The organism is Vibrio sp. 1CM7H, from assembly GCF_023161645.1.
Lineage (GTDB): Bacteria > Pseudomonadota > Gammaproteobacteria > Enterobacterales > Vibrionaceae > Vibrio > Vibrio diabolicus.
In genome coordinates, this window is record NZ_JALNTV010000004.1 from 250582 (window position 1) to 275723 (window position 25142).

23 protein-coding genes are annotated in these 25142 nt (G+C 45.9%); 12 read left to right on the forward strand and 11 right to left on the reverse strand.

Annotated elements, in window-relative coordinates:
- Positions 1-215 precede the first annotated feature (215 nt).
- Positions 216-812, forward strand: a complete 597-nt coding sequence (locus MSG33_RS16905) for a LysM-like peptidoglycan-binding domain-containing protein (RefSeq protein WP_248381507.1) — start codon at positions 216-218, stop codon at positions 810-812.
- 81 nt (positions 813-893) lie between these two features.
- Here MSG33_RS16905 and MSG33_RS16910 read toward each other — a convergent pair whose 3' ends face one another.
- Complete coding sequence (locus tag MSG33_RS16910; protein WP_248381584.1) at positions 894-1355, reverse strand: GNAT family N-acetyltransferase; 462 nt, start codon at positions 1353-1355, stop codon at positions 894-896.
- Positions 1356-1497: 142 nt separating this feature from the next.
- Here MSG33_RS16910 and dbpA point away from each other — a divergent pair, with 142 nt between their 5' ends.
- A complete protein-coding gene (dbpA, locus tag MSG33_RS16915; protein WP_226421507.1) occupies positions 1498-2877 on the forward strand; it encodes an ATP-dependent RNA helicase DbpA in 1380 nt (459 codons plus the stop codon).
- Between the two features lie 54 nt (positions 2878-2931).
- On the opposite strand, the gene MSG33_RS16920 is transcribed toward dbpA, so the two are convergent.
- The gene (locus MSG33_RS16920; RefSeq protein ID WP_248381509.1) at positions 2932-3510 is read right to left on the reverse strand and encodes a Crp/Fnr family transcriptional regulator; all 579 of its coding nucleotides are present in this window, start codon (positions 3508-3510) and stop codon (positions 2932-2934) included.
- 97 nt (positions 3511-3607) lie between these two features.
- Positions 3608-5569 (reverse strand): 2',3'-cyclic-nucleotide 2'-phosphodiesterase, encoded by a 1962-nt coding sequence (cpdB, locus tag MSG33_RS16925; protein WP_248381511.1) that lies wholly within the window; start codon positions 5567-5569, stop codon positions 3608-3610.
- A gap of 275 nt (positions 5570-5844) precedes the next feature.
- Between cpdB and cobA the strand changes: the two genes are divergently transcribed.
- From cobA to cysC, 5 genes are all read left to right on the forward strand, one after another.
- Entirely contained in the window at positions 5845-6720 is an 876-nt protein-coding gene (gene cobA, locus MSG33_RS16930) for a uroporphyrinogen-III C-methyltransferase (RefSeq protein ID WP_031780800.1), read from the forward strand.
- 59 nt (positions 6721-6779) lie between these two features.
- Positions 6780-7688 carry a sulfate adenylyltransferase subunit CysD gene (gene cysD, locus MSG33_RS16935; RefSeq protein ID WP_005379592.1) on the forward strand — a complete coding sequence of 303 codons (909 nt, stop codon included), beginning with the start codon at positions 6780-6782 and terminating at the stop codon, positions 7686-7688.
- Positions 7689-7706: 18 nt separating this feature from the next.
- Positions 7707-9137, forward strand: a complete 1431-nt coding sequence (cysN, locus tag MSG33_RS16940; RefSeq protein ID WP_046874053.1) for a sulfate adenylyltransferase subunit CysN — start codon at positions 7707-7709, stop codon at positions 9135-9137.
- A 252-nt stretch (positions 9138-9389) separates the two neighbouring features.
- Entirely contained in the window at positions 9390-11114 is a 1725-nt protein-coding gene (locus MSG33_RS16945; RefSeq protein ID WP_005392351.1) for an SLC13 family permease, read from the forward strand.
- Between the two features lie 24 nt (positions 11115-11138).
- Positions 11139-11756, forward strand: a complete 618-nt coding sequence (cysC, locus tag MSG33_RS16950; protein ID WP_248381513.1) for an adenylyl-sulfate kinase — start codon at positions 11139-11141, stop codon at positions 11754-11756.
- A gap of 89 nt (positions 11757-11845) precedes the next feature.
- Here cysC and MSG33_RS16955 read toward each other — a convergent pair whose 3' ends face one another.
- The 7 genes from MSG33_RS16955 to MSG33_RS16985 form a co-directional block, all read right to left on the reverse strand.
- Positions 11846-12751 carry a TIGR03899 family protein gene (locus MSG33_RS16955; protein WP_114323091.1) on the reverse strand — a complete coding sequence of 302 codons (906 nt, stop codon included), beginning with the start codon at positions 12749-12751 and terminating at the stop codon, positions 11846-11848.
- A 322-nt stretch (positions 12752-13073) separates the two neighbouring features.
- Entirely contained in the window at positions 13074-13568 is a 495-nt protein-coding gene (locus MSG33_RS16960; protein WP_012841166.1) for a DUF3299 domain-containing protein, read from the reverse strand.
- Positions 13569-13572: 4 nt separating this feature from the next.
- A complete protein-coding gene (locus MSG33_RS16965) occupies positions 13573-14832 on the reverse strand; it encodes an ABC transporter permease (protein WP_047009029.1) in 1260 nt (419 codons plus the stop codon).
- Positions 14829-15557 (reverse strand): ABC transporter ATP-binding protein, encoded by a 729-nt coding sequence (locus MSG33_RS16970; RefSeq protein ID WP_114323093.1) that lies wholly within the window; start codon positions 15555-15557, stop codon positions 14829-14831. The genes MSG33_RS16965 and MSG33_RS16970 overlap by 4 nt, the downstream gene beginning before the upstream one ends.
- Positions 15558-15609: 52 nt before the next feature.
- Complete coding sequence (locus MSG33_RS16975; protein ID WP_248381515.1) at positions 15610-16275, reverse strand: DUF2796 domain-containing protein; 666 nt, start codon at positions 16273-16275, stop codon at positions 15610-15612.
- A gap of 134 nt (positions 16276-16409) precedes the next feature.
- Positions 16410-16709, reverse strand: a complete 300-nt coding sequence (locus tag MSG33_RS16980) for a DUF2607 family protein (RefSeq protein ID WP_005392338.1) — start codon at positions 16707-16709, stop codon at positions 16410-16412.
- A gap of 236 nt (positions 16710-16945) precedes the next feature.
- Positions 16946-17497, reverse strand: coding sequence for a YtfJ family protein (locus MSG33_RS16985; protein ID WP_248381517.1), 552 nt, complete (start codon positions 17495-17497; stop codon positions 16946-16948).
- 214 nt (positions 17498-17711) lie between these two features.
- Here MSG33_RS16985 and MSG33_RS16990 point away from each other — a divergent pair, with 214 nt between their 5' ends.
- On the forward strand, positions 17712-17912 hold the full coding sequence (locus tag MSG33_RS16990) for a DUF1107 domain-containing protein (RefSeq protein WP_012841164.1): 201 nt from the start codon (positions 17712-17714) through the stop codon (positions 17910-17912).
- An 86-nt stretch (positions 17913-17998) separates the two neighbouring features.
- On the opposite strand, the gene msrA is transcribed toward MSG33_RS16990, so the two are convergent.
- On the reverse strand, positions 17999-18637 hold the full coding sequence (gene msrA, locus MSG33_RS16995) for a peptide-methionine (S)-S-oxide reductase MsrA (RefSeq protein WP_248381519.1): 639 nt from the start codon (positions 18635-18637) through the stop codon (positions 17999-18001).
- Positions 18638-18804: 167 nt separating this feature from the next.
- On the opposite strand from msrA, the gene MSG33_RS17000 reads away from it, so the two are divergent.
- Genes MSG33_RS17000 through MSG33_RS17015 form a run of 4 tightly spaced genes read left to right on the forward strand, consistent with a single transcriptional unit; the run spans position 18805 to position 25083 of the window.
- The gene (locus tag MSG33_RS17000) at positions 18805-20517 is read left to right on the forward strand and encodes an autotransporter assembly complex family protein (protein ID WP_046874047.1); all 1713 of its coding nucleotides are present in this window, start codon (positions 18805-18807) and stop codon (positions 20515-20517) included.
- Complete coding sequence (locus MSG33_RS17005) at positions 20514-24278, forward strand: translocation/assembly module TamB domain-containing protein (RefSeq protein ID WP_248381521.1); 3765 nt, start codon at positions 20514-20516, stop codon at positions 24276-24278. Before MSG33_RS17000 ends, MSG33_RS17005 begins: the two co-directional genes overlap by 4 nt.
- 45 nt (positions 24279-24323) lie before the next feature.
- Positions 24324-24671: a gamma-glutamylcyclotransferase gene (locus MSG33_RS17010; protein WP_012841162.1), complete on the forward strand. Its 348-nt coding sequence runs from the start codon at positions 24324-24326 to the stop codon at positions 24669-24671.
- Between the two features lie 49 nt (positions 24672-24720).
- On the forward strand, positions 24721-25083 hold the full coding sequence (locus tag MSG33_RS17015; protein WP_248381523.1) for a DUF2799 domain-containing protein: 363 nt from the start codon (positions 24721-24723) through the stop codon (positions 25081-25083).
- The last annotated feature ends 59 nt before the right edge of the window (positions 25084-25142 follow it).

Sequence of the window (25142 nt, forward strand, 5' to 3'; positions counted from 1 at the left end):
GGAGTGATAAAGGCAACAGGATATCAGTTTCGAGCTTAGGTTTAAATGATTGCGACTGAATGCTTAATTGAGGCGGCCAGGGTGTGACTTATCTCTTACTCCAAGTGAAATTTCTGCTAATTTAATCCAAATTCCATTTTAGTTTAGTGAAAAACATATACTCTCCGCGTCGGTATTTTTATACTGGCAGTAGAAGTATTAAGGGACTCATTAAAATGAATCGTCGCAGAAAGAAAAAGCAGCAAGTCGACTATGTCGAATTGGTTAAACAAAAATTCGCTGCTATCGACTGGAAGCAGCCTTTCAACAAAGAGCAATGGTTGGAGCGTATACAGCCTGTTAAGCAGTTTTGGCTGCGCCTACCGAAATTCCATCAACGAGCTTTGATGGTTTTAGTTCCATTGATTCTGGTACTCCTTGTTATTCCTTTGCCGAATAAAACAGAACAATCAGTTGAGCAAGCTGAGGTCGATCATCAGCGCGTAGCGATTCAGCTGAATGCACAGAGTTTAAGCCAGCAAAGAACCTCTCAGAATTCTGGGCCGAAATCCGAAGACTGGAAAGAGTACATGGTTAAAAATGGCGACACGTTAGCGCAGGTTTTCAGAAGTAATCAGCTCTCGATGGCGGATCTTAGCGCTCTAGTAAAAATCGAAGGCAGTGATAAGCCGCTGAGCCAAATTAAACAAGGACAATTGATTCGCTTTAAGCTTAGCGATAAAGGCGAGTTGGATATGCTGCAACTAGAAAAAAGCGGCCGGTCCGTCATGTTTTTCCGCTTATCGGATGGGACCTTTGGGCGCAACAAGTAGATGCTTCAAATGAACTAAAGACGCGAAGGTATCGCGTCTTTTTAGTTTATCTATAAATTAGTTAAACTAGCAATGAACGCGTTATATCGCTACGGCTTCTTTTCGCATATCCACATGAGGAATACCATCCTCTAGGTAGCGATCAGAAATAACTTTGAATCCATGACTCGCATAAAACTGGATGAGATGCTCTTGAGCTCCTATATCAATCGTCTGTCCTGGCCACAATATTTCACACTGTGTTAATGCCTCTTTCAGCAACTTATGTCCCAGACCATCACCACGCACAGTTTGTTTGGTGACGACTCGACCAATGCTCACATTGTCATACGTCGTGCCAGCGGGTAGCAATCGTGCGCAAGCAACAAGTTCATCACCGTGGTAACCTATTAGATGATAAACACCTTCCAGTGTGTCTTTGCCATCCAGTTCAGGATAAGGGCAGGTTTGTTCAACGACGAATACATCCACACGTAATTTCATCATTGTATACAATTGTGTGGTTGTCAGTTGAGCAAAGGGCAAAGTAATCCAAGTGAGCATGTTGTCATCCGTCATGAGAGTAGAGTGACTGACTTTACTTTGTTTTGTACTCATACTCATTAACAAAGGTTAATTATCACTGGTTTTCCCACCAAATCTGGTGATAATGTGCCCTCTTTTCATCTCACCTGAGGATATTCCCGTGAGCAAACAAACTTTTGATCAAGTCGGGCTAAACCCAGCGTTACTCGCCACACTTGATTCCCTGAACTACACCCACATGACGCCAATTCAAGCTTTGAGTTTGCCTGCAATCCTAAAACATCGTGATGTCATCGGGCAGGGTAAAACGGGCTCAGGTAAAACCGCTGCATTTGGTTTGGGTGTTTTATCGAACCTTAACGTCAAACGCTTTCGTGTCCAGTCATTAGTATTGTGTCCAACTCGTGAGCTGGCGGATCAAGTCGCGAAGGAAATTCGTACTTTAGGTCGTGGCATTCATAATATTAAAGTGCTTACTCTCTGCGGTGGGATGCCAATGGGGCCACAAATTGGTTCGCTGGAGCATGGAGCGCATATCCTAGTCGGCACACCTGGCCGTATTTTGGATCACCTTGAGAAAGGCCGCATTAACCTTAGCGAGCTGAATACCTTGGTGCTAGATGAAGCTGATCGCATGCTGGACATGGGTTTCCAAGACGCATTAGATGCGATTATTGATGCAGCGCCAAAGCAGCGTCAAACTCTACTTTTCAGTGCTACTTTCCCAGAGAAAATTGAGCAAATTGCGCAGCGTATTATGCAGACGCCTGAAGTCATTAAGGTGGAATCGACTCATGATACCTCAAGCATTGCTCAGCATTTCTACAAAGTTGAAGGTTCGGAAGCGCGTGATGAAGCGTTGGCGAACTTGCTACTGACTCACCAACCAGAGTCCGCTGTGGTTTTTTGCAATACCAAAAAAGAAGTGCAAAGTGTCGCAGATGAGTTGCATCGCAAAGGATTCAGCGTTATCGATATCCATGGGGACTTAGAACAGCGTGAACGCGATCAAGCATTGGTGCAGTTTGCTAACAAGAGTGTTTCTATCCTTGTCGCAACAGACGTCGCGGCGCGTGGTTTGGACGTAGATAACCTTGATGCAGTCTTTAACTTTGAGCTATCGCGCGATCCTGAGGTTCATGTACACCGTATCGGTCGTACAGGCCGTGCAGGTAGTAAAGGTTTGGCGTTCAGCTTCTTTGGAGAGAAAGACGGTTTGCGTGTAGCTCGTATTGAAGAATACCTGGACATGGACGTGGTACCAGCAACATTGCCTGCCAAATCAAATCAGCAGCCATACCAAGCGAAGATGGTGACGATTAACATTGATGGCGGTAAGAAACAGAAAGTACGACCGGGTGATATCTTAGGGTGTCTGACGGGGAAAAATGGTATCCCAGGCTCTCAAGTTGGCAAGATTCACCTATTCCCTGTGCGCGCTTATGTTGCCGTCGAAAAGTCTGTGGCTAAAAAGGCTCTACAGACCATTAGTAACGGCAAGATGAAAGGGCGCCAGTTCCGGGCGCGAATTCTTAAATAGCTCAAATAGCAGAGAAAAAGCTCTTCGTTTGAAGAGCTTTTTTCTTTTTTGAGTTTATTTGAGAGTGTGACCTTTGGTTAAACGTGCTTTGATTCGACTCAAACTGATTGGCGTAATGCCCAGGTAGGCCGCAATTTGACTATCGGTAATACGTTGCTCTAAATCTGGGTAATGAGCGCAAAATAATTGATATCGTTCCTCTGGCGAGTAGAGCAACATAAAGCGTTCTTTATTCTCTTTATTAACCAGTTGGTTTTCGAGTAGCTTTAAGTAAATGGCGTGCTTTTCTGCTCGCCAGTGATGCAGCGTTTCAATTGGTAAGCAAAATAGCTGACAAGCGCTCAGCGTTTCCAATAAGTAAGGCGAAGGTTGGTTCTTAATTATGCTCTCAAAGCCGATAACCCAGTCTTTCTCCCAATAAAACTCTTTACTGAACTCTTTGCCCTGCTCAGTGAGATAGCTTGCATGGCATAACCCTTCAATAATGAAGTAAAGGTGCGAGCTAAACTCTCCTTGGTGGTTAAGAATGTGGCGCGTAGGCAGTTCGAGTAACTCACCATTTTCGATAAGTTGGTTTGCTTCTGTGTCTAAGAAGCCATGATTGACTAAGTCTGAAAAAAGATCGCTGTGCATGTGATAACTCAGAAACGGTTTTCTTTATTCTAACGGGTTTTATTGATAACAAAAAAGCGGCTCATGAGAGCCGCTTAGCGTTGTTGTCAAATCAGCCTTACTTATTCAGATCGATTTGGTAAATCGCGAAACCAATGTCGTCAGTCGCGACACGTTTCATTGGGTATTGACCTTTATCTTTAATGAATTGCGCCGCTTTATCGCTAGGAGATGTTTCGAAGCGAATATCTAGCTTTTTATCGGATTTAATCGGTGCGAAAGACCAGTTGTTGTCAGCGCTTGGTGTCACTTCACCTTTTTCTTCACTCACGCGAGAAATATAAGCGGCGACGACAGAGCGGTTTTCATCTGGTGCGTCAAACGCAATAAAGTCTGGGCCCGTACCAGGGAAGGTATTGCTATAAGCACGGTAGTTATTGGTTGCGATGATGAAGTCCTGCTTCGAATCAACAGGCTTACCATTGAATGTCAGATTCACAATACGCTGAGAATCTGGATTAATCACTTTGCAACTCGCATCGTATTTGGGCGGTTGGGTGATATCGATCTGGTAGTTCACCCCATCAATGACATCGAAGTTGTACGTACGGAAATTATCCCAATCAATCAAAGATTGCGGTTCAGGATTGTTGATGTCGATGTGGTTGAATTGACCCGCGCTGCACTCTAGCCATTCGCGAACCTCTTTACCTTTCACTTTCATCGCGACCAAGGTGTTGGGATATAAATAAAGATCGGCAGCATTACGGAAGGTGAGCTGACCGGATTCGACTTCTGTAAAGTTATTCGGATCGTTCTTACGCCCCCCGACTTTAAATGGTGCTGCGGCACTCAATACTGGAATGTCAGCGAGATCTGGGTCGCCTTGAATAAAGCGTTCCACGTAATCTTTCTGAGCAAGGTTAACGATCTGAATGGTTGGGTCGTCCTGCACTAATGCCAAGAAGCTGTACATGACATCATTTGCTTTGCCGATTGGTTGGTTTACAAATTCACGAGTGCCTTTGTGATCCTCTTCTAACGCTTTCACAATACCCTCATCGGCTTTAGCTAATGACTTCTTATTTACTTTATCGAAGATAGGGCGTGCTTCTGCTTGGCCTTCAACTACTTGCCATCTGCCGTCTTCCTCTTTCAGCATCAAATCCATCACACCTACATGACTTCCCCAGCGACCAGGCATCACTGACGTCACACCATTGATGGTCCCTTTCTCGGTATCAACACCAGGTAGGTTTGCAAAGTCTTTCCCAGGGAAGACGGCGTGAGAGTGGCCAAAAGCAATCGCATCAATACCTTCAACTTCTGTGAGGTAGTAAACTGAGTTTTCAGCGCCTAGCTTATATGGGTCAGTAGAAATGCCCGAGTGTGGAATCGCCACAATCACGTCTGCGCCTTCTTTCTTCATTTGAGGAATCAGTTTCTCTGCTGTTTCCTTAATGTCTTTAGCAAAGACTTTGCCTTCTAAGTTCTTCTTGTCCCATACCATAATTTGTGGTGGTACAAAGCCGATATAACCCACTTTTATTTGATGCGCTTCGCCGTTTGTGTCTTTAAAGGTGTGGGTTTTGATCAGGTAAGGCTTGAAGTAATGCTTACCGGTTTTTTTATCAAATACGTTTGCGTTGATGTAAGGGAAGTTAGCGCCCGCCAACGTCTTTTGTAGAAAGTCTAGGCCATAGTTGAACTCATGATTGCCAATGTTGCCCACATCGTAGTCTAGTTGGTTCATCGCCTTGTAGACTGGGTGCACATCGCCAGCGTTAATCCCTTTCGCAGCCATGTAATCACCCATTGGGCTGCCCTGAATTAAGTCGCCGTTATCAACTAATACCGTGTTTTCTGCCTCGGACTTAGCCTGTTTCACTATGGTCGCAGCGCGACTTAAACCAATTTGCTGTGATGGTTGGTCTTTGTAGTAATCGTAATCCATCACGTTGGTGTGAATGTCGGTGGTTTCGATAATACGAAGCTTGATGGTATCGGCCATCGCAGGGCCCGCAAGCGTTAGCATGCCACTTAACACTGCGAGGGAAATAGGGTGAACTGCCACTTTCATTTGGTGCTCCAATTCAATGGGAAGGGGGAATCGTACCGCGTAATGTATCAAACGCTGGTGCAACTTAATGATAAAGATACAGAAAACTGTGAACAGAAATCAGTTTACTGAACCTTATTCATATTAACCGCCGACTTTTTCACGCTTTTGAATGAGACCAAACAAAAACTTCTTAGCAGATTTTTGAATAAAAAATGAAATTTTAGAATTTCAGGTAATATAAACGCCCCGCCATAATGCTTGCATAACGATATCAATGGACGATGAGCAAGCAAATGGCAACGAACGATTCAGTCACTTCTTTTCCTAAACCAAAGCCCCGGTTAGTTTCTGACAACCCAGTAGCTGGTGTTACTCGTTTTGCAAAGCAATCGCTACAGCCTGGTGAAGTCGCCTTAGTGGGGGCGGGGCCGGGTGATCCTGAACTTTTGACAGTGAAAGCACTGAACTGTTTGCAGCAAGCCGATGTGGTTTTGTACGACTACTTGGTGTCTGAAGAAATCATGGCATTGATCCCTAGCGATACGATTTTAGTGTGCGTTGGGAAGCGAGCTGGGCATCACAGTGTGCCGCAGGAGAAGACGAATCAGCTTTTGGTGGATTTTGCCAAGCAGGGCTACAAAGTAGTGCGCATTAAAGGTGGGGATCCGTTTGTATTCGGTCGTGGTGGTGAAGAGTTAGAAGTGCTTGCTGATGCTGGCGTTCGTTTTCAAGTTGTCCCTGGCATTACCGCAGCAGCTGGCGCAACCGCTTATGCTGGTATTCCACTGACTCATCGTGATTATGCGCAATCGGCCATCTTTGTGACTGGCCACTTGAAAGAAGAAAGTGATGAGATGGATTGGTCCACGTTGGCGCGTGGGAATCAGACTTTAGTGATCTACATGGGGCTGATGAAATCACACTATATTCAGAATCAACTCATTAAGCATGGTCGTTCAGCGTCGACTCCGATTGCCATTATTGAGCGTGGCACGCAGATTCAACAAAAAGTATTTACGGGAGAACTATCCCAACTCTCTGATTTATCGAAGGAAGCACAATCGCCATCTTTGATTGTTGTCGGAGAGGTAGTGCGACTGTCTCAAAAGTTAGACTGGTTTTTGTCTAGTACTGAATTCAACAAAAGTGCTATTGCCAACTCCATATAATTTCAGACCAAAGATTAGAGACGTAATGCGCCTTCAAGCTTAAAAAGGAAATACAAAACATGGACCAACAACGTTTAACTCACCTTAAACAACTCGAAGCGGAGAGTATCCATATTATCCGCGAAGTTGCGGCTGAGTTTGATAACCCAGTCATGATGTATTCGATTGGTAAAGACTCATCAGTGATGCTGCACCTAGCGCGTAAAGCGTTTTACCCGGGCAAAATTCCATTCCCACTTTTGCATGTCGATACCGACTGGAAATTCCGCGAGATGATTGAGTTTCGCGATCGCACCGCTGCCAAATACGGCTTTGAGCTTTTGGTACATAAGAACCCAGAAGGTCTAGCCATGGGCTGCAGTCCGTTTGTTCATGGTTCTTCTAAGCACACTGACATCATGAAGACTCAAGGCTTAAAACAAGCGCTGAACAAGTACGGTTTTGATGCGGCCTTTGGTGGTGCGCGCCGCGACGAAGAGAAATCACGCGCAAAAGAGCGCGTGTATTCATTCCGCGATAAGAACCATACATGGGACCCTAAAAACCAGCGTCCTGAGCTGTGGAAGACGTACAACGGTCAGGTCAATAAAGGGGAGAGCATTCGTGTATTCCCACTTTCGAACTGGACTGAGCTTGATATCTGGCAATACATCTATTTAGAAAACATCGAGATCGTGCCGCTTTACCTCGCGGACAAACGCCCAGTTGTTGAACGCGATGGCATGCTGATCATGGTTGATGATGATCGTATGGAGCTTCAACCGGGTGAAGTGATCGAAGAGAAGAGTGTGCGTTTCCGTACTCTTGGTTGTTATCCATTAACTGGGGCTATCGAGTCTGAAGCGAACACTTTGACCGGCATTATCGAAGAGATGCTGGTGGCAACGTCGAGTGAACGCCAAGGTCGAGCGATCGACCACGATCAGTCAGGATCGATGGAGCTAAAGAAACGTCAAGGTTACTTCTAAAGGATCTAAGGAAAGATAATGAACAGTGCAGTTGAAGCTCAATTAGCCGAGCTTGGTATCGAAGGCTATTTAACACAACACCAGTACAAGTCGTTACTTAGATTCTTGACTTGTGGCTCGGTAGATGACGGTAAAAGTACACTAATCGGTCGCTTACTCCATGACTCAAAACAAATTTATGAAGATCAGCTAGCGGCAGTGCACTCAGACAGCCAACGTGTGGGCACCACGGGTGAAAAGCCTGACCTTGCGTTGTTGGTCGATGGCTTACAAGCTGAGCGCGAGCAGGGGATCACAATTGATGTAGCTTACCGCTATTTCTCGACGCAGAAACGTAAGTTCATCATCGCCGATACTCCTGGGCACGAGCAGTACACGCGCAATATGGCAACAGGCGCATCGACGTGTGACTTAGCGGTGATCTTAGTTGATGCACGTAAAGGCATTCTTGATCAAACTCGTCGTCACTCTTTTATTTCCAACCTACTGGGTTTGAAACACTTTGTTGTGGCGATCAACAAGATGGATTTAGTGGATTACTCTCAAGAGCGCTTTGAAGAAATCCGCGATGAGTATCTTAAGTTTTCTGAGAACCTGACCGGGGATATTGATATTCAAATCATCCCGATTTCGGCGCTTGAAGGTGACAATGTGGTGGATAAAGGGCAAAACCTAAGCTGGTTTAAAGGCCCGTCATTGCTTGAACTTCTTGAAACGGTCGATGTGGATCAAGAAAAAGGTGCGGGTGAGTTCCGCTTCCCTGTGCAATACGTTAACCGTCCTAACCTCGATTTCCGTGGTTTTGCGGGGACGATTTCTTCAGGTTCGATCAAAGTCGGTGATGCCATCAAAGCATTGCCATCGGGGAAAACGTCAACCGTGGCACGCATTGTTACGTTTGATGGTGATATTGAGGAAGCTCGTGCTGGGTTGGCGGTCACTCTGACGCTAAGCGATGAGATCGATATTAGCCGTGGCGATTTGATTGTCCTAGACAATGCTCAAGTGGAAACCACAAACCACTTGCTTGCCGATGTGGTATGGATGACAGAGCAACCTCTGCAACCGGGCCGTGACTACGACATCAAAATCGCGGGTAAGAAAACTGTGGGCCATGTTGAAGCGATTCGTCACCAATATGATATCAACAACCTATCGACTCATAGTGCGGCAGAGCTGCCATTGAATGGTATTGGCTTGTGTGAATGGTCTCTCAATGAGTCAGTTGCGCTGGACAATTACCAAGATTGTGCTGATACCGGCGGCTTCATCATTATCGATCGTCTGACGAACGTGACGGTCGGTGCAGGCATGGTCAAAGAAAGCCTCGCGGTGGTTGAGCGCGATTTGACGGACATCTCTGCGTTTGAAGTTGAGCTGAATGCACTTGTGCGTAAACACTTCCCACACTGGGAAGCAAAAGACGTCAGCCAATTGCTGAAAAAGTAATTGGCGCGCCCGAGCACAATAAGCTCTGATTCTATCTGTTGTTGTGCTTGGGGCGTCGCTGCCTAACTGAGTTGCGAAATGCAGTTAGGTTATTCTCCTAATACCAGAATGCTTCGGTAAAGCCCAAGAAAACCGAGCATTCTGATGTTCTTTTCGCTTGCGCTGATTTTGGTCTGTTTACTCGTTTGTCTGGTGTCTCACGGATAAATGAGCCGTTGTTGTGCCCTTTGGGCGATTTGGTAAGGAAAGGCTATGTGGGAACAAGGGTTTGTATTAGCGATTTTGCTTGGCATTATCACTTGTTTGCTTGTCACAAAAATTAAGCCTAGTTATGTCTTTGCGGGTGCCGCTTTTATTGCATTTATGGCGGGAATGATGGATTCAGCCACGATCGCATCCAACTTTACCAACTCTTCGTTATTGACTCTGGTTCTATTGATTCTTGCATCGTGTGCTTTAGAAAAAACGTTACTAATCAGTTGGGTGAGCCGTAGTATTTCTGAAGGCCAGTTAGGTAGTGTGATCGCTAAGCTCGGTGTATCAACGGCCTTGCTCTCTTCATTCACGAATAATACCGCTGTGGTTGTCTCATTGATTGGGGCGATTAAGCGTAATCAGCAGCATGCGCCTTCGAAATTACTCATCCCGCTGTCTTACGCGGCCATTTTTGGTGGCACATTAACTTTGATAGGTACGTCGACTAACTTAATCATCAACAGCTTTGTTGAAGATGCCGGTTTGCCGAGCCTGAGCTTTTTTACACCCACGATGATTGGCTTGGCGGTTTTGGTGGGAGGAATGCTGATTCTTATCCCGCTCAGTTACTTACTGCCTAACTATGATGATCAAAGCCAAGAAGATTTACCGTACTTTCTTGAGTCTCGCGTAGAGCCTGGTTCACCGTTAGTTGGGCGCACGGTCAGCGAGAATAATTTACGTGCGCTGCGCAAACTGTTTCTTGCGGAGGTTGTACGAGATGGCGTGACGGTTTCCTCTGTAGGACCGGATTTTGTACTCAATGCGAAAGACCGTTTGTTGTTTTGTGGTGATGTTGAGAGCGTCGCGACCCTGCAAGAAATTCCGGGCCTCAAGCTTTTTGGTCAGCAGCACTTGAATGGGCAAAATTTTATTGAAGTTGTGGTGAGCTCATCCGCGACGTTTTGCTATAAAACACTTAAAGAGAGCCGATTCCGTGACCGCTTTGATGCCGTTGTTGTCGCTATTCGTCGTGGCCATGAGCGCCTAGAGGGCGGTTTGGGTAGCATTACCTTAGCGCCAGGTGACACGTTAGTTCTGGTTCCGGGGAAGCGTTTTGAATCGGAGCGCCGAGCTCATCGTAAAGAGTTTGTTTTAGTGCATGATTTGGACTCTAGCGCTCGGCTTGATACGAATAAATCCTCCATCGTACTACTGGGCTTTGCTGCCGTAATTGGGTGTGCGTTATTAGAGCTAGTACCAATTATTAAAGGCCTTGCCGCGTATCTTATCGCACTTATCGCGTTTGGCATTGTACAGATTTCAGAACTGCGCCGCCGTTTCCCAATTGATATCGTTGTGATTGTCGGCTCTGCTTTGTCCATCGCTCAATTGATGATCTCTTCCGGCTTGTCAGAGAGAATGGGAGCGATGTTTATTGAAGCGTTCAATGGCTGGGGCGTGTTTGGAGCCTTGGTCGCAACTTACATCATGACATTGGTACTCACTGAATTGGTGACGAATAATGCCGCGGCTGCGCTTTCTTTTCCTATTGGCTATAGCATGGCGGTCGGTTATGGCGTTGATCCGATGCCATTCATTATGGCGGTCTTGTTTGGCGCCAGTGCGAGCTTTATTTCTCCCTACGGTTATCAAACCAACTTGCTGGTGTACAGCGTAGGAAATTACAAATTGACCGACTATGTGAGAATTGGTGTGCCGATTTCGATTGTGTACTCTGTATTAGTACTTACTTTGATTCCGGTCTTCTTCCCGTTTTAATTCCGATATTTACAAGGATACGTTATGACTGCCGAAACGACGGTAAAAGATGAAAACATTGTTTGGCACCAGCATTCGGTCGATAAACAGTTTCGTGCTGAATTAAAGAAGCAAAAACCTGCTGTATTGTGGTTTACCGGCTTATCTGGAGCGGGTAAATCAACCGTAGCAGGGGCGTTGGAAAATCGCCTTGCAGCATTGGGTTACCACACCTATTTATTGGATGGTGACAATGTGCGACATGGCTTGTGTAGCGATTTGGGCTTTTCTGAACAGGATCGCCGCGAGAACATTCGTCGTATTGGTGAACTGGCTAAACTGATGGCGGATGCAGGCTTAATTGTGTTGTCGGCGTTCATTTCACCGCATCGTGCAGAGCGACAACTAGTGCGCGACTTATTGCCAAAAGGTGAGTTTATCGAAGTGTTCGTCAATGCATCTCTAGAAGTCTGCGAAGGTCGCGATCCTAAAGGTTTGTACCGCAAAGCACGTGCGGGAGAAATTCCTAACTTTACTGGTATTGATTCTGAATATCAAGCACCGAAGAATCCGGAAGTCGATTTACCAGCGGGCGAAAAAAGCGTCGATGAGCTGGTGGACTTGTGCTTGGAAGCACTTAAGTCGCGTGCAGTGATCCGATAAATAAGCATTTGGAACATTGGTGACCTCAAGCTTTTTAAGCGGTTTAAGAAGCATTTAGATCATGGGTGGTCAAATGCTTCTCGAACTGCCTACACGGTATGATGAACCGTACTTTTAGCGTCACTATGGACACTAAATCTATGATTTAAAAGCGCAAGCATTTGGTCGTAGTAGTCGGCATGTGGTTTGTTACCGAGCAAGGTACAGAGTTCATTGCCTGTTGGCGTGAAGCGGTAATATAAAAGGCGGACGCCTTTGCTGTTCACGTTCAGCGACAAGTTTTTACCTTGGTAGGTGAGGACCAATGGCGTCTCGATACCAATTTCGCCAGATTCAAGCTCGGTACTATGCAGTAACCCTAGTTCAATCAACAGCAACAAACTTGAATAGGGCAGCTGAAAACTTCCCATGTTTAAGCTGTTGGCGATGTCTCGTTTGCCGAAGCTAAATATTCCTCCTTGCGCTTTATAACCAATTAACAGCTTGCGACTGTGATCCCCTCCAAAACTGCACGCCAGAGAGGCGGCTCTTTGCAGAGTTTGCGCTTCTTTTGGTGACATATCTTTGAGGACTTTGAGCGCTTTCATAGACGTCGAGCCTGGGTTTGTCACTTCACGCTTCATCACTTGAGCCCATAACTTTTGCATCGCGCTGTTATGGATGTCTTGAGCCATTTCAAAAAAACGATACAACCAGTCTTGGTCGGGCTCTCCGGCAGTTTCATCTCGGCATGAACTGTGTGCTAGCTTTAAAATCTGCTCTAGGTTTTTTTGTCGCTGTTCTTGGCGTCTCTGTTCACGCAGTTGGGCTCTTTCAAGCGCGGATTTGGCTGGTGGATCGGTTTGCAGTAAGGCATCAAGACCGTGTATTTGGGCAATGGTTTTTACCTTGCTGGCACTGTCTTTGATGTAGCCCTGCTTCTTTTCTTGTTGCGTATTTTTTTGTGCGTTTGACTGATGTTCGATGACAACAGGTTGCTTTGTCGGTTCTGCCATTAATTTTCCTACCAAGAACTGCGCTGTTCGCTTGTTTAAATTTACACCTTATCTAACCAGGCGACCAGATAGGAGTTCTCAGTTTTTGAACGAATAGGGCTATCCAAAATGATAATGAGTTGTTAAAATTGTTACCGTTATTTTGGAGGGACAATGAAGTTCTCAGAAGCAGGTAAATTAAAAAAGCACCTGTCGATAGCGTTTCTTTTGGTTATTTATGTTGGCGTATTAGCGTATTTGTCTCGTTATATCGTGTAACACAGAACTAAAAAAGGCGCCGATGTGACGCCTTAGGTGTACCGATGCATGTCAACGACTTAAACTACATATCGTCGTAGGCTTCTATTTTCGATCCCTCAATAACGTAAGCCGTTTCAGCCAGCTCGTGGCTTATCGTCTCGGTTTTCAACTCCCCAACCACATATATGACATCCCACAGTTCTTGAACGGGTGCGCCTTTGGGAAACTTCACGTAAATGATTTGGTTTGGTGGAGGTGGTGGAACGTGGATACAAGCTCCAAAGTATGGCACCAACAAAAACTCGGTGACGGTATTCGCGTCACCTTCAAGCGGGATGACAAAGCCCGGGATTTTAACTTGGCTTCCATTTAGCTCAGGTCGAACGTTACCAATTTTAGACTGTTGCGCTGCGCCGCCACTGTGATCAGAAGCTGGCATGCCCACGCTGTCGAACAGTTTGCGTTCTTTCTCAGGTACTAGATCTATCCAGTCGAGCGTTAATGGCTCCTCGCTTGCGAGTACTGGTGCTATAAATGAGACGATCAGCAAGCAACTTGCGAGTATTTTTCTCCACATTTTATTAAATCCTTATTGTCATTCCGTCACTTAGTGACTGTCGGTAGGCGCGAAAAGCCGGGATGAAACCAATTACAATTCCAGCGCATTGTACGAAACCTAATAGCATCCATTCATAGGGCGATAAGAGGCTTAAAGTCAGATGTATTCCATAATGCTGTTGAATGATGGGTTGCACGATGGCGAGAATGGCATACAGCCCTGCCACTCCGGTCACAATTCCGGCAGCAGTAAGTAGACTGGCTTCGCTGATCAACAATGAGAAAACATGACGAGGTCTTGCTCCCATAGCGCGCAAAATCGCCATTTCACGGCGGCGCTCCTGCAAGCTGGTTAATAAGCTGCTTAGCATGCCGAGTAATCCTGCAATCACCACAAAGCCAGACACTGCCATTAAGGCTTGCTCGGCAACAGACATCATTCCCCACAGTTCATGCAACGCAACCCCGGGCATAATCGCGCTAAGCGGTTCTTTGGGATAAGTGTTGATTTGCCTTTGTAGGGCGAAAGTCTGAATACGAGATTTCAAACCGACCAGCATCGCGGTAATTTGCTTGGGCTGAAAGTCTCTGTTTTTGAGGTCTTGTGCTTTGGGTGTTGGGCCTAAACGTGCACCGCTTTCCCATCCGACGTGGATGGCTTCGATGGCTTCTAGCGATACATGGACGGTTTTGTCGACTGGCGTGCCAGTGGGCGCAAGAATACCGACAACTTTGAATGGCAGGTTGTCATGTCGGCTAAAGCCTACATCACTAATGCCGTGGGCAATGATGATTTCACTACCGACGTGATACCCCAGCTGTTTTGCGACATCAGAACCGAGCACGGTTTCAAATAAGCCATTGAATTCTCGGCCTTCTGAAAAGGTTAGTGATTGCTTACTTCCGAATTTATAGTGTTCAAAATAGCTGTGGTTGGTTCCCATGACTCGGAATCCTTTGTGCGAGTCGCCAAGTGAGATTGGAATCGCCCAATCTACTGCTCGATGATTGGCAAACTCTTGGTAGCTCTTCCAGTCAATGTTGTTGGTGGCATTGCCAATGCGAAATACAGAGTAGAGCAGCAAGTTCACTTGTCCAGAACGGCCACCAATGATGAGGTCGGTGCCTGAAATTGTATTGGCGAAGCTATCTTTTGCCTGAGTACGAATGCGCTCTACTCCTAAAAGGAGTACGACAGAAATCGCGACTGTCATGATGGTTAATATTGCCGTCGCCTTACGATTGATTAAGCTCTTCCACGCGAGCTTTGCAACAGCGCTCATGATGCGGCTCCTAGGTCAGATGCTTGGTTAATATCTGGTAAGTTAAGTGTGCGGTCAAATAAGGGCTCAAGCGTTGGATCGTGACTGACGAAGATCAGCGTAGCGTTGGCTTGATTCGTTTGCTCCATCAGGAGTTCAATAAACGCTTTACGGTTATCGTGGTCTAGAGCGGAGGTTGGCTCGTCAGCAATCACTAACCCCGGATACCCAATGAGTGCTCGTGCAGCCGCAACACGTTGTTGTTGGCCAATGCTCAGTTCCGATACAGGACGCGTATGAAGCTCGCTGGGTAGGTGGAGTCTTTCAAGCAGAGCTTGAGCTTGCTCTTCTAACGTTTGAGATGGCACTCTTGAATGAGCGCGGCCACGTCGTGTTTGACTGAATTGGCAAGGCAGTAGTACGTTTTCAAGTACGTTTAAATAAGGTAATAAATTGAACTGCTGAAAGATATAGCCAATGTGATCGGCGCGAAATTTGTCTCTTTGACTTGCACTTAAACTAACAAGGTCAGTATTCAGTACGGATAGAGAGCCTGATGTTAACGTGTTGATGCCAGTTAGTAGGGCAAGCAGCGTAGATTTACCGCAGCCACTGGGACCTTTGATAAATACGTGCTCACCTTGGGCAATATGTAACTGTGGAATATGAATGGTTGCGTGTGTTGAACCGGGCCAGACAAACTGGGCATTATTTAGCTCAACAACGTTTGACATGATTTCAGTCATACTAAATCACCAAAGCATTGGCGTGTAAGTGTGTACTTACACGCCACTCGTGTTATTTGATTACGATTTGGGAGTTATCTTTGCTCAGTTTGATGGCTGATTGCATGGTGTCAGTGAATATATTGACGTTGATTGACTCAGTCGTTGGAAATTGATTAAACCAGTCGGTTTGAATGTGACTGAGTTGGTTAACTTGGTCACAGCTGAAGCGATATTGCACCGAAAACTCACCATGTCCGCCATTTTCATGCTCCTCATGGTGAGCATCGTGACCGTCATGGTGCTCATGTTCATCATGATGTTCATTGTGGTGATCATGGTGTTCGTGCCCTTCATGATTGTGATTTGCATGGTCATCATGGCCGTGCTCGCTATGATCATGGTCTTCATGAGGGGTGCTGAGGTTATGGTTTACGTAAGCTTCTTCAATATCACAATTGGCTTGCGCGTTAATCGCAAACAGTGTGTTGCTGTCTTCTAGGGTGGCAATGGCTTGTTTAAGTGCTTGCTCTTGTTGTTCATTTTCTGGAGCATGCTCGAAACCGACCACATCGGCACCGGGAGCAGTAATCTCCACTAACAGATCCTTTCCATCTTGGGCGATATTAAATTCGACGTGACCATGCACATGAGCACCGTGCTGGCGGTATTCGTCCGCATTTGCTGCTGTCGATAAAGAGAGACCAATGACAAGCGCTAAAACATGTTTCGATGACATTTTGTGTTTCCTAATTTTGCTGGCACTAACCCGAGCAATACCGGATCAGATTTGTATTTACTAAGGTGCGATTCGCTGACACGTGAGGTGCAGGAATACGCACAAATTATGTTGAGTGTGGAATAGTTTGGAAATTAAGCAAAATAAGGCGGGGCACGAGCTGCACCACGAATGTCTTCACTATTAACAAGGCGCTGAAAGACATCATGGTATTGGATGCGCGTAAATGTTGGCGTCGATAGGGTCGGTTGAGCTTTGGCTATGCCGTGCTGAACCCCAGAAAATAGCTGGCAATGATGGTGTGTGTGGTGTTCGGGAGTCAGATCAACTTGATGAAGGATTACCGCAAAGTTCCAAGCGATCAGCAACGCGACACTGAAAAATAAAACAGTGCGATGCCAATGCTTCCGTATCTTTTGCTGGTGGTGGTACATCTGAGCTCCTCTTACCGACTGTTATAATATAACACCCATAATGAGTAAAAGTTCACTCTTTTGTTGGCTAGTGGGAAAATTTACGTCAACACATGCGATGTCGCCGAATCTGAGACAGTCTCCTTGGTGGAATCACTGAGCGTTCAACTAGGGGCAACAGAAATCTCAAGCTTTAAGTTTGGTCGCATGGCTCCTTATACTGCGTACCACGGATATTAAGGAGCCAAGCAACGAGACTAGATGTTCTGTTTAATTAGCTCGATCACCTTTGCAATTTCATCTTGCTCAAGTGCGCCTTCTTTTACAAACAGCACTTTGCCTGTTTTGTCTTGAACAATAATGGCAGAGCTTTCTTCTTTAAGATCCCAAGTGCTGGCGACTACGCCGTTTTCATCCAGAACCATAGATGACCAAGGAAACTCTTTTTTGCTGTCTTGGGCTGAAGATTTCACGAACGAACCTGTCCCCCAGATTGCATCATCTTGGTTAATGATTGTAGTTGTTTGATAGCTTTCTTGCGGGAATTGCGCGGCGGTTATTGCTGACATCAAAGGAGCGTTCATTTCTTTTGAACTGCTACGACCTGCGATTGCTTGAATAACACGAACCTTACCCTGCATATGCTGGGTTGCCCATGGTTGGTATGCCACGCCCTCACCTTGCAAAACAATCTCGCCATAAGCCGCGACCTTGGCAGAAGGAACGGTCTCACCGACAGATAGGTTGTGTGCAAACGCAAAGCTTGTCGTTATAGCCAATAGTAGAGGTAGGAGAGTCTTAGTTTTCATATTGTTATATTCCGTACGAGTTGGAAGTTTTCCAGTATATATCCAGATCTAGGAAATTTGTAGAACTGTTGATAACATTTATTTAACGTATGGGGTGGTGTAATATTGCGTTATATTTATAATTTGCTAAAATGAACCTCGTCGCAGATTGCGCATCAAGATTGCAGAGGATAAATAAGCAATCCGTGTTTTCTCAAAGGAATTGAGGTGAGTTATGCTACGTGAGTTTGCTGTATACCGACCATTACAAGTGGCACGTTTCGTTAAAACGTTGTTCAAAGGTCAATTCTTTATTGCTGGGGTTGGATGTTTTCAGTTCGACAATGGCAAAGTTTTGCTCCCTGACGTCAACGATCAGAAAAGACTCACCATCTTTAAAGAAGTCAACCAAGTGATTGCTTCGTTGTCTGTTTAAGAGCCCGTTGGCTTGAATTTAGTTTTCGATTTCAAAAAAGAGCGACCTATTCGGTCGCTCTTTTTGGTTTCAGTTAGTCCTAGGAACTAACTTTGTAAGCTGGGTGGAAAGCAAACACCTGTGCCACCGATACCGCAGTAACCGTCAGGGTTTTTAGCCAGATATTGCTGGTGGTAAGTTTCGGCAAAATAATACGGGCCCGCTGGCTGTATCTCAGTGGTGATGTTCGCGCGTAGTTCCTCTTGCAGTGCTTGTTGATACAAGAGCTTCGATTTTTCTGCGCTCTCTTGCTGCATCGCGGAATAAGTGTAAATAGCCGAACGGTATTGTGTGCCCAAATCGTTACCTTGACGCATCCCCTGGGTTGGGTCATGTTTCTCCCAAAAAACGGCCAGTAGTTTTTCTAAGGAAATCACGCGTTCATCGAAGACGACTCGTACTACCTCTGTATGGCCTGTTTTACCCGTACACACCTCTTCATAAGTAGGATTGGGTGTATATCCACCGGCGTAGCCAACCGAAGTGGAGATAACCCCATCCAGTTGCCAAAATACGCGCTCAGCACCCCAAAAGCAGCCCATTCCCAGCAGAATTTGTTGTTGATGCGGCTCCAATGGTGCCTTTAAGTTAGATTTATTTACAAAATGATGATCTTCAACCTGCATCGGTTGATCTCTACCTGGCAAGGCATCTTCTATACTGATCAATGTTTGTTTGTTGAGCATGGTATTTGTCCTTCAATACGTGTCTTAAATTTGCGAACTTTTTCATTTCGTCTGTATCTGATGCTGTGATGACATAGACCGCGTTAAACCTATTAATATTACAGACTTAGACTTTAATTGGCGTTATCATTATTTACGTTTACTTAACCTCATTCAGCCAAAAAAGCATGATAAAAAAAGCTCTCCTCACCATTGTTGGCCTGTTTGCCTTTTCTCATGGTGCCTATGCCGATGTTTCTTTGACTTTAAAAGGCATCGATGGCGCTTTAGAAGAGAATGTCAGTGCGTACCTGTCGTCCATTCCAGCGAAGGACTACTCCACTTCTCTGCGCTTTCAAGCGAGATTAGATCAAAGTATCACTGAAGCTCTCAATGCGCTTGGGTATTATCATGCAAAAATTTCATACTCTATTCCGGAAGGGAATGATGAGTTGATCGTCAGCATCAAGCCGGGTTTACCTGTGAAAGTGAAAGTCATGGATGTGGTGATCACAGGTGAAGCAAAAGACGATGAAGAGTTCGCCAAACTTATTGAACGTTCACCGCTTAAAGTCGGCAAAGTATTGAATCAAGGTGAATACGATAGCCTGAAATCGGGTATTCGTAACTTGGCGTTGCAGCGTGGTTATTTCAATGGTGATTACAAGCTCAGCAAACTTGAAGTGATTCCTGACTTCAATGAAGCGAATGTGCGTTTGCATTATGACAGTGGTATTCGTTATCACTTTGGTCCGATTAACATTACTGGCAGTCAGATTTGGGAAAACCGTGTTGAATCAATGCGACCTTTTGAAATTGGTGAACCTTACTTGGTTTCGCAAGTGGGGGAGTACAACCAAAATCTGTCTAATACCGATTGGTTTTCATCGGTTTTTGTGGAGCCTGATTTAAGTAAATTGGATGAGGGACGCGAATTGCCAATTAAGGTCTCGCTCGCGCCAGCGTCAAAAAACCAAATAGAAACCGGTCTTGGTTACTCGACCGATACTGGTGTGCGTGGCACGTTAAAATGGAAAAAACCATGGGTTAGTTCACGTGGCCACAGCTTTAATACGGCGTTATCACTATCAAAGCCAGAACAGACGATCACGGCAGGCTACAAAATCCCGCTTGATGATGTATTGCGTGAATACTACCAACTGCAATTTGGTTTAAAGCACCTTGATAACCGAGATACGGAGAGTTTGGAATCCAACCTGGCAGTTGAGCGACATTGGCTAACCGATGGCGGCTGGCATAAAACCATTTATGTTCGTCACTTGTATGAAAACTTCTCTCAAGGTCTGCAAGATGATGGGGTGCAATTTGTGTTACCCGGAGCCACTTTTTCACGAACTCGTGTCCGTGGTGGCAACATGCCAATGTGGGGGGATAAGCAAAGTGTAACGATCGAATATGGTGATCCTGCTTTGCTGTCAGAAACGCGAGTATTGCGCCTATTAGGGCGATCATCTTGGATCCGCGGGATCGGTGATAATCATCGTGGTTTGTTCCGCTTAGAAGGTGGTGCGAACATCACTGACGAATTTGAAAAGCTTTCACCTTCCCTGCGTTTCTTCGCTGGTGGTGATAACAACATTCGTGGTTATGGATATGAGTCTATTTCACCTGTGGATGAAAGTGGCGCCTTGACGGGTGGTAAATACATCGTCAGCAGCACATTAGAGTATCAATATCGCGTGTATGGAAACTGGTGGGCAGCCACCTTCTACGATATTGGTGATGCATTTAACGAAACACCTGAATGGAAATCGGGTGCTGGTGTGGGTATCCGTTGGGCGTCTCCGGTTGGACCGGTTAGCTTTGATTTTGCGTGGGGACTGGATGAAAAACCAGAAAGAGAGTTCCGCATCCACTTCTCATTGGGGCCTGAGTTATGATCAAAATGATGTTTAAGTGGACCAAATGGCTGTCGCTAAGTTTGATTGGTCTATTGCTGTTGCTCATCATTTTTGTTGCGACAGTGCTATTTACTCACCCTGGTCTTAAGCTCGCGTTGTGGGGAGCAGAAAAGGCTTTACCGCAACTACAGATAGAGAAAGTTCAGGGTTCATTATTTCCTCGTTTTGAGCTACAGAACGTCAGTTTTGTCGACGAATCTTTGAACATCGACGCAAAAGTCGATCGTTTAGCGTTAGCGGTTAACTTCCGTTGTTTCTTTGATCCTAAAGTCTGTGTCGATGAGCTAACCCTGCAAGGTGTTAACTTTCAGATGCCAGAGCTCCCTCCGGCAGGCGAAGAGCCAGAGGAGACACCGCCATTACGTACAGTCAGTACACCAGTCCCTATTTTTGTTAATAAGGTCAGTTTTGATGACATTAACTTAAACATTTTGGGCAACCAAATTGACTGGCAAGATTTCTCTACCGGGCTTTCTATGCAAGGCGACCGTTTAGTGATTGCGCCGACGGCATTAAAAGACATCAATGTTGCACTGGCTCTAAGTGAAGCTGAACCTGAAGCCGCCACCGACGAGCCGAAAGACGCTGACGCTCCGCCGCAAGATATTGTGTTACCTGAGGTGTGGATTCCACTCACTGTGGAAGCAAGACGCCTCGATATTCATAACTTCAAGCTTGCAGGTGAGAAGCCGGTGATCGTTCACCACCTTGGTGCTGTAGCGAAAGCGGGGGGCGACCGTGTTGATGTGAAAACATTAGAGCTCGATATGCCTGAAGTGGAAGGTAAGTTAAGCACGCAAGTAACGCTTTCTGCCGACTATCCTCTCAAAGCTCAGCTCGATGCGCTGGTGAAGCAAGCGGATGCGAAGGGACAAAAGCTGTCGCTGTCAGCTGCTGGTTCGGTGGGAGATCTTTCTCTCACTGCGACCTTATCTGAACTAGTCGAAGCGGAGATCAAAGGTGAACTTCAGCCCCTGAAAGCGCAGTTACCCTTTGATGTTGCAATCAAAAATGTGCAAGCGCAATGGCCGTTAATCGGTCAAAGTGATTATCAAGTATCGGTACCAAGTTTATCTGCAAAAGGTTCCCTGGACGGATACACCGTGGCACTAGAAACACAAGCTTCGGGTAAAGATATTCCTGCTGTAGATGTTGTACTAAACGGCAAAGGCACATTAGAGCAAATCGATCTTGAAAGCCTGGTAGTCAAAACATTGGGCGGTGAGCTATCCGGTCAGGTGATGGCGAATTGGGCTGCGCCAATCAACTGGCAAGCTGACCTTAATTTGCAACATATTCAACCAGGGCTTCAATGGGAAGAAGCGGAAGGCGATATCAGTGGTAGCCTCTCGACTTCAGGTTCTTTAACAGAACAAGGCGGTTGGCAAGTCAGTTTACCTAAGTTAGATATCGATGGCATTTTGCGCGGTTATCCGCTGAATGTGGAAGGCCAACTGGAAGCGTCTGATAAGAATGGCAAAGGTGAAGACATTCAGCTTACTACGCAAGGTTTAGCGCTTTCTCATGGCCCTAACCAATTGAGTGCCAAGGGTAAGATTGATAAGCAGATATTAATGGATGTTGAGGTTAACTTCCCCGATTTTGCGAAAAGTGTTCCGGATCTAGCGGGTAAGATGCAAGGCAACGTGGCGCTGCGTGGTAGCTTGAAAGAGCCTGACATCAAATTAGACCTAGCGCTAAATCAAGTGAACTGGCAGCAGCAAGCGAACGTTGAAAACATAACCTTGAAGGGGGATGTGACGCCTCTGCCAGCACCGAAAGCGAACTTAAGCCTCATTGCGAACAACATTACCTACGACGACATTAAAGTTGATAGTGCAGACCTTGAAGTCTCTGGGGATGAAAAAATGCACCAACTGACGCTAGATGTGGTGTCTGACATTGTATCAACCAGCTTAGAAATTGAAGGCTCATTCATACAGAAGCCGCAAATGATCTGGGATGGTGCATTGCGTCGTCTTACTTTGAGCACGCCGCAGGGACCTTGGGCGTTGCAGAAATCGACGGCGGTTAAAGTCAACATTGATAAACAAATCGCTGATGTTCAAGCACATTGTTGGCTGCAAGCCAATTCGAGTGTTTGTTTGACCGAAGATATTAGTGTTGGTCAAAGTGGCGAAGCCAAGTTAGCCGTGAGCGACTTTGACTTTGAACAAATCAAGCAGTTCCTGCCGCCAGAGACGAAATTACAAGGGTCGGTCAACGCGCAAGCAACAGCAAAATGGGCACCAGAGATGAAACCGGAAGTCACGGTGAACGTTGATATGCCTAAAGGTCAAGTAGAGCAAGCATTAGAGCAGCCGATAACTCTTGGTTGGGAAAGCTTTAGCTTTAAAGCGGCGCTGGCAAAAGACAAGTTAGATGCTGAGTGGTTATTTGATGTGAGAGACAACGGTGACTTATCTGGTCAGGTTTCTTTGGTCGATGTAACGTCTGAGCAGCCTGAGATTGACGGTAAGGTCTCGCTATCGACATTCCATCTGGATTTCTTAGCGCCGTTGATAGGTGAGTACAGCCTATTCAAAGCGAACATGAATACTGATTTGGCGATATCTGGTGATGTTATGCACCCTAAAGTCAACGGTCAGTTCTTGATTGATCAAATGAAGCTACAAGGTGAAGTCACGCCGATAGACATTAACTCCGGTCAGGTCGTGATCAACTTTAAAGGTCACCAAGCGGATCTTGATGCGGGTATCATTACGCCAGATGGTGAGTTGGAAGTGACCGGTGAGGCCGATTGGCAGGATCTACAAAATTGGCATACCAAAGCGCGCGTATTTGCGAAAGAGCTTCAGGTGGATCTTCCACCAATGGTAAAAATCAAAGTTGAGCCGGACATGACCATTGATGTCACACCACAGCTTGCTAAGGTCGAAGGTAATATTAATCTGCCTTGGGGACGAGTTGTGGTTGAAGAGCTGCCACCAAGTGCGGTTGGTGTTTCAAGCGACACCGTGATTTTGGACCAGAACTTACAGCCTGTGAGTGATATCGAGCCAATGCCATTTGATGTTGAAACGGATATCAACATTAAGATCGGTGATGATTTCCAACTGGCCGCCTTTGGCTTGAAAGGTGGTCTGAAAGGTAACCTCAATGTGACACAGAAAGATAAAGGTCCGTTCATCGTTGGTGAGGTTAATATCGTCGACGGTTCTTACCGCTCTTTTGGTCAGGATTTGGTGATTGAAGAAGGTAAGATCTTAATGAATGGTCCGGCAGATCAGCCGTACGTTTCTATTAAGGCGATTCGAAATCCAGATAATACCCAAGATGACGTGATTGCTGGTGTGCGTGTAACGGGACCAGCATCAGATCCAAATGTGGAGATATTCTCTGAGCCAGCGATGCCTCAAGCGAATGCGCTCTCTTACCTACTTCGCGGTCAAGACATTGATGGCGAAGCGGGAGGCAATGCTATGACGACCACGTTGATCGGCCTAAGTTTGGCAAAGAGTGGACGCGTGGTTGGTGAAATCGGTGAAGCCTTTGGGGTTCAAGATTTACAATTGGATACGGCGGGTTCGGGCGATGATTCTCAAGTGACCGTCAGTGGTTACATTCTGCCGGGATTACAGGTGAAATACGGCGTCGGCATCTTTAACTCACTAGGCGAGTTCACCGTGCGTTATCGATTGATGCAAGATCTGTATTTAGAGGCGGTTTCTGGTGTAGATAGTGCGGTTGACCTACTCTATCAATTTGAGTTCGATTAGAGCTTGTTCGTCTGCGTACATAAAGTTCATGACTAAGGAGTGGTTATGCAGCATTTAGTTTTTGTATATGGGACCTTGCGTAAAGGAGAGTGTAATCATCACTTTCTGAGCTCGGCCCAGTTTCTTGGTCAGCATGAAACGGATGCTCAGTTCGCACTGTATGACTTAGGTCCTTATCCTGCGTTGTCTGTTGGGCAGCGCTCGATACAAGGTGAAGTGTATCTGATTGATGATGAAACCTTATCCGAGCTAGATAAGTTGGAAGATGTGCCAGTAGAGTATCGTCGAGAGAGTATCGTCACGCCGTTTGGCCAAGCTTGGATCTACTTGTATCAAGATACTGAACAACTGACCGAAGAAATCGCTTCCGGAGATTGGTGTCAAAAGGTGTGAGCTATACTGACATTATCAATAGCGACGAGCTGGTCACTAAGGAGTCATGATGAAGGTATTCGTAATTGGATCAATGGCGTTGGTTCTTGCCGCATGCGCGCAAACAACCCTGCCGACCTCGAGTAATGCTACCGACTGGCAAGCGTTTGGTAAGCAGTCTGCCTTAGATGGATTAAGAGTTTTATCTGAAGATCGTATCGCTGCACTGGATGGTACTAATGATGCTACGCCTGAACTGATCATTGCCTATCAAACGGGTTATCAGCAAGGGAAGCAAGAGTATTGTGAACAAAGCGCGTATATGCTTGGTGTTATCGGGCGTCCGTATTTTGGTATTTGTGATGACCTAGACCCTTTCTTTCAGCATGACTATGACGCTGGCCGAATGTCATCTGCAGGCGCACCTATCTAGTTGACTTACACAAGATGAAAAGCAAAAGAGCAGCCCTAAAGCTGCTCTTTTTAATTTTG

Bases quoted from the DNA above. Each gene is read 5' to 3' on its own strand.
- MSG33_RS16905 (WP_248381507.1), top strand. From the start codon at position 216: ATGAATCGTCGCAGAAAGAAAAAGCAGCAAGTCGACTATGTCGAATTG.
- MSG33_RS16910 (WP_248381584.1), bottom strand. From the start codon at position 1,355: ATGCTCACTTGGATTACTTTGCCCTTTGCTCAACTGACAACCACACAA.
- MSG33_RS16920 (WP_248381509.1), bottom strand. From the start codon at position 3,510: ATGCACAGCGATCTTTTTTCAGACTTAGTCAATCATGGCTTCTTAGAC.
- cpdB (WP_248381511.1), bottom strand. From the start codon at position 5,569: ATGAAAGTGGCAGTTCACCCTATTTCCCTCGCAGTGTTAAGTGGCATG.
- cobA (WP_031780800.1), top strand. From the start codon at position 5,845: ATGGCAACGAACGATTCAGTCACTTCTTTTCCTAAACCAAAGCCCCGG.
- cysD (WP_005379592.1), top strand. From the start codon at position 6,780: ATGGACCAACAACGTTTAACTCACCTTAAACAACTCGAAGCGGAGAGT.
- cysN (WP_046874053.1), top strand. From the start codon at position 7,707: ATGAACAGTGCAGTTGAAGCTCAATTAGCCGAGCTTGGTATCGAAGGC.
- MSG33_RS16945 (WP_005392351.1), top strand. From the start codon at position 9,390: ATGTGGGAACAAGGGTTTGTATTAGCGATTTTGCTTGGCATTATCACT.
- cysC (WP_248381513.1), top strand. From the start codon at position 11,139: ATGACTGCCGAAACGACGGTAAAAGATGAAAACATTGTTTGGCACCAG.
- MSG33_RS16955 (WP_114323091.1), bottom strand. From the start codon at position 12,751: ATGGCAGAACCGACAAAGCAACCTGTTGTCATCGAACATCAGTCAAAC.
- MSG33_RS16960 (WP_012841166.1), bottom strand. From the start codon at position 13,568: ATGTGGAGAAAAATACTCGCAAGTTGCTTGCTGATCGTCTCATTTATA.
- MSG33_RS16965 (WP_047009029.1), bottom strand. From the start codon at position 14,832: ATGAGCGCTGTTGCAAAGCTCGCGTGGAAGAGCTTAATCAATCGTAAG.
- MSG33_RS16970 (WP_114323093.1), bottom strand. From the start codon at position 15,557: ATGACTGAAATCATGTCAAACGTTGTTGAGCTAAATAATGCCCAGTTT.
- MSG33_RS16975 (WP_248381515.1), bottom strand. From the start codon at position 16,275: ATGTCATCGAAACATGTTTTAGCGCTTGTCATTGGTCTCTCTTTATCG.
- MSG33_RS16980 (WP_005392338.1), bottom strand. From the start codon at position 16,709: ATGTACCACCACCAGCAAAAGATACGGAAGCATTGGCATCGCACTGTT.
- MSG33_RS16985 (WP_248381517.1), bottom strand. From the start codon at position 17,497: ATGAAAACTAAGACTCTCCTACCTCTACTATTGGCTATAACGACAAGC.
- MSG33_RS16990 (WP_012841164.1), top strand. From the start codon at position 17,712: ATGCTACGTGAGTTTGCTGTATACCGACCATTACAAGTGGCACGTTTC.
- msrA (WP_248381519.1), bottom strand. From the start codon at position 18,637: ATGCTCAACAAACAAACATTGATCAGTATAGAAGATGCCTTGCCAGGT.
- MSG33_RS17000 (WP_046874047.1), top strand. From the start codon at position 18,805: ATGATAAAAAAAGCTCTCCTCACCATTGTTGGCCTGTTTGCCTTTTCT.
- MSG33_RS17005 (WP_248381521.1), top strand. From the start codon at position 20,514: ATGATCAAAATGATGTTTAAGTGGACCAAATGGCTGTCGCTAAGTTTG.
- MSG33_RS17010 (WP_012841162.1), top strand. From the start codon at position 24,324: ATGCAGCATTTAGTTTTTGTATATGGGACCTTGCGTAAAGGAGAGTGT.
- MSG33_RS17015 (WP_248381523.1), top strand. From the start codon at position 24,721: ATGAAGGTATTCGTAATTGGATCAATGGCGTTGGTTCTTGCCGCATGC.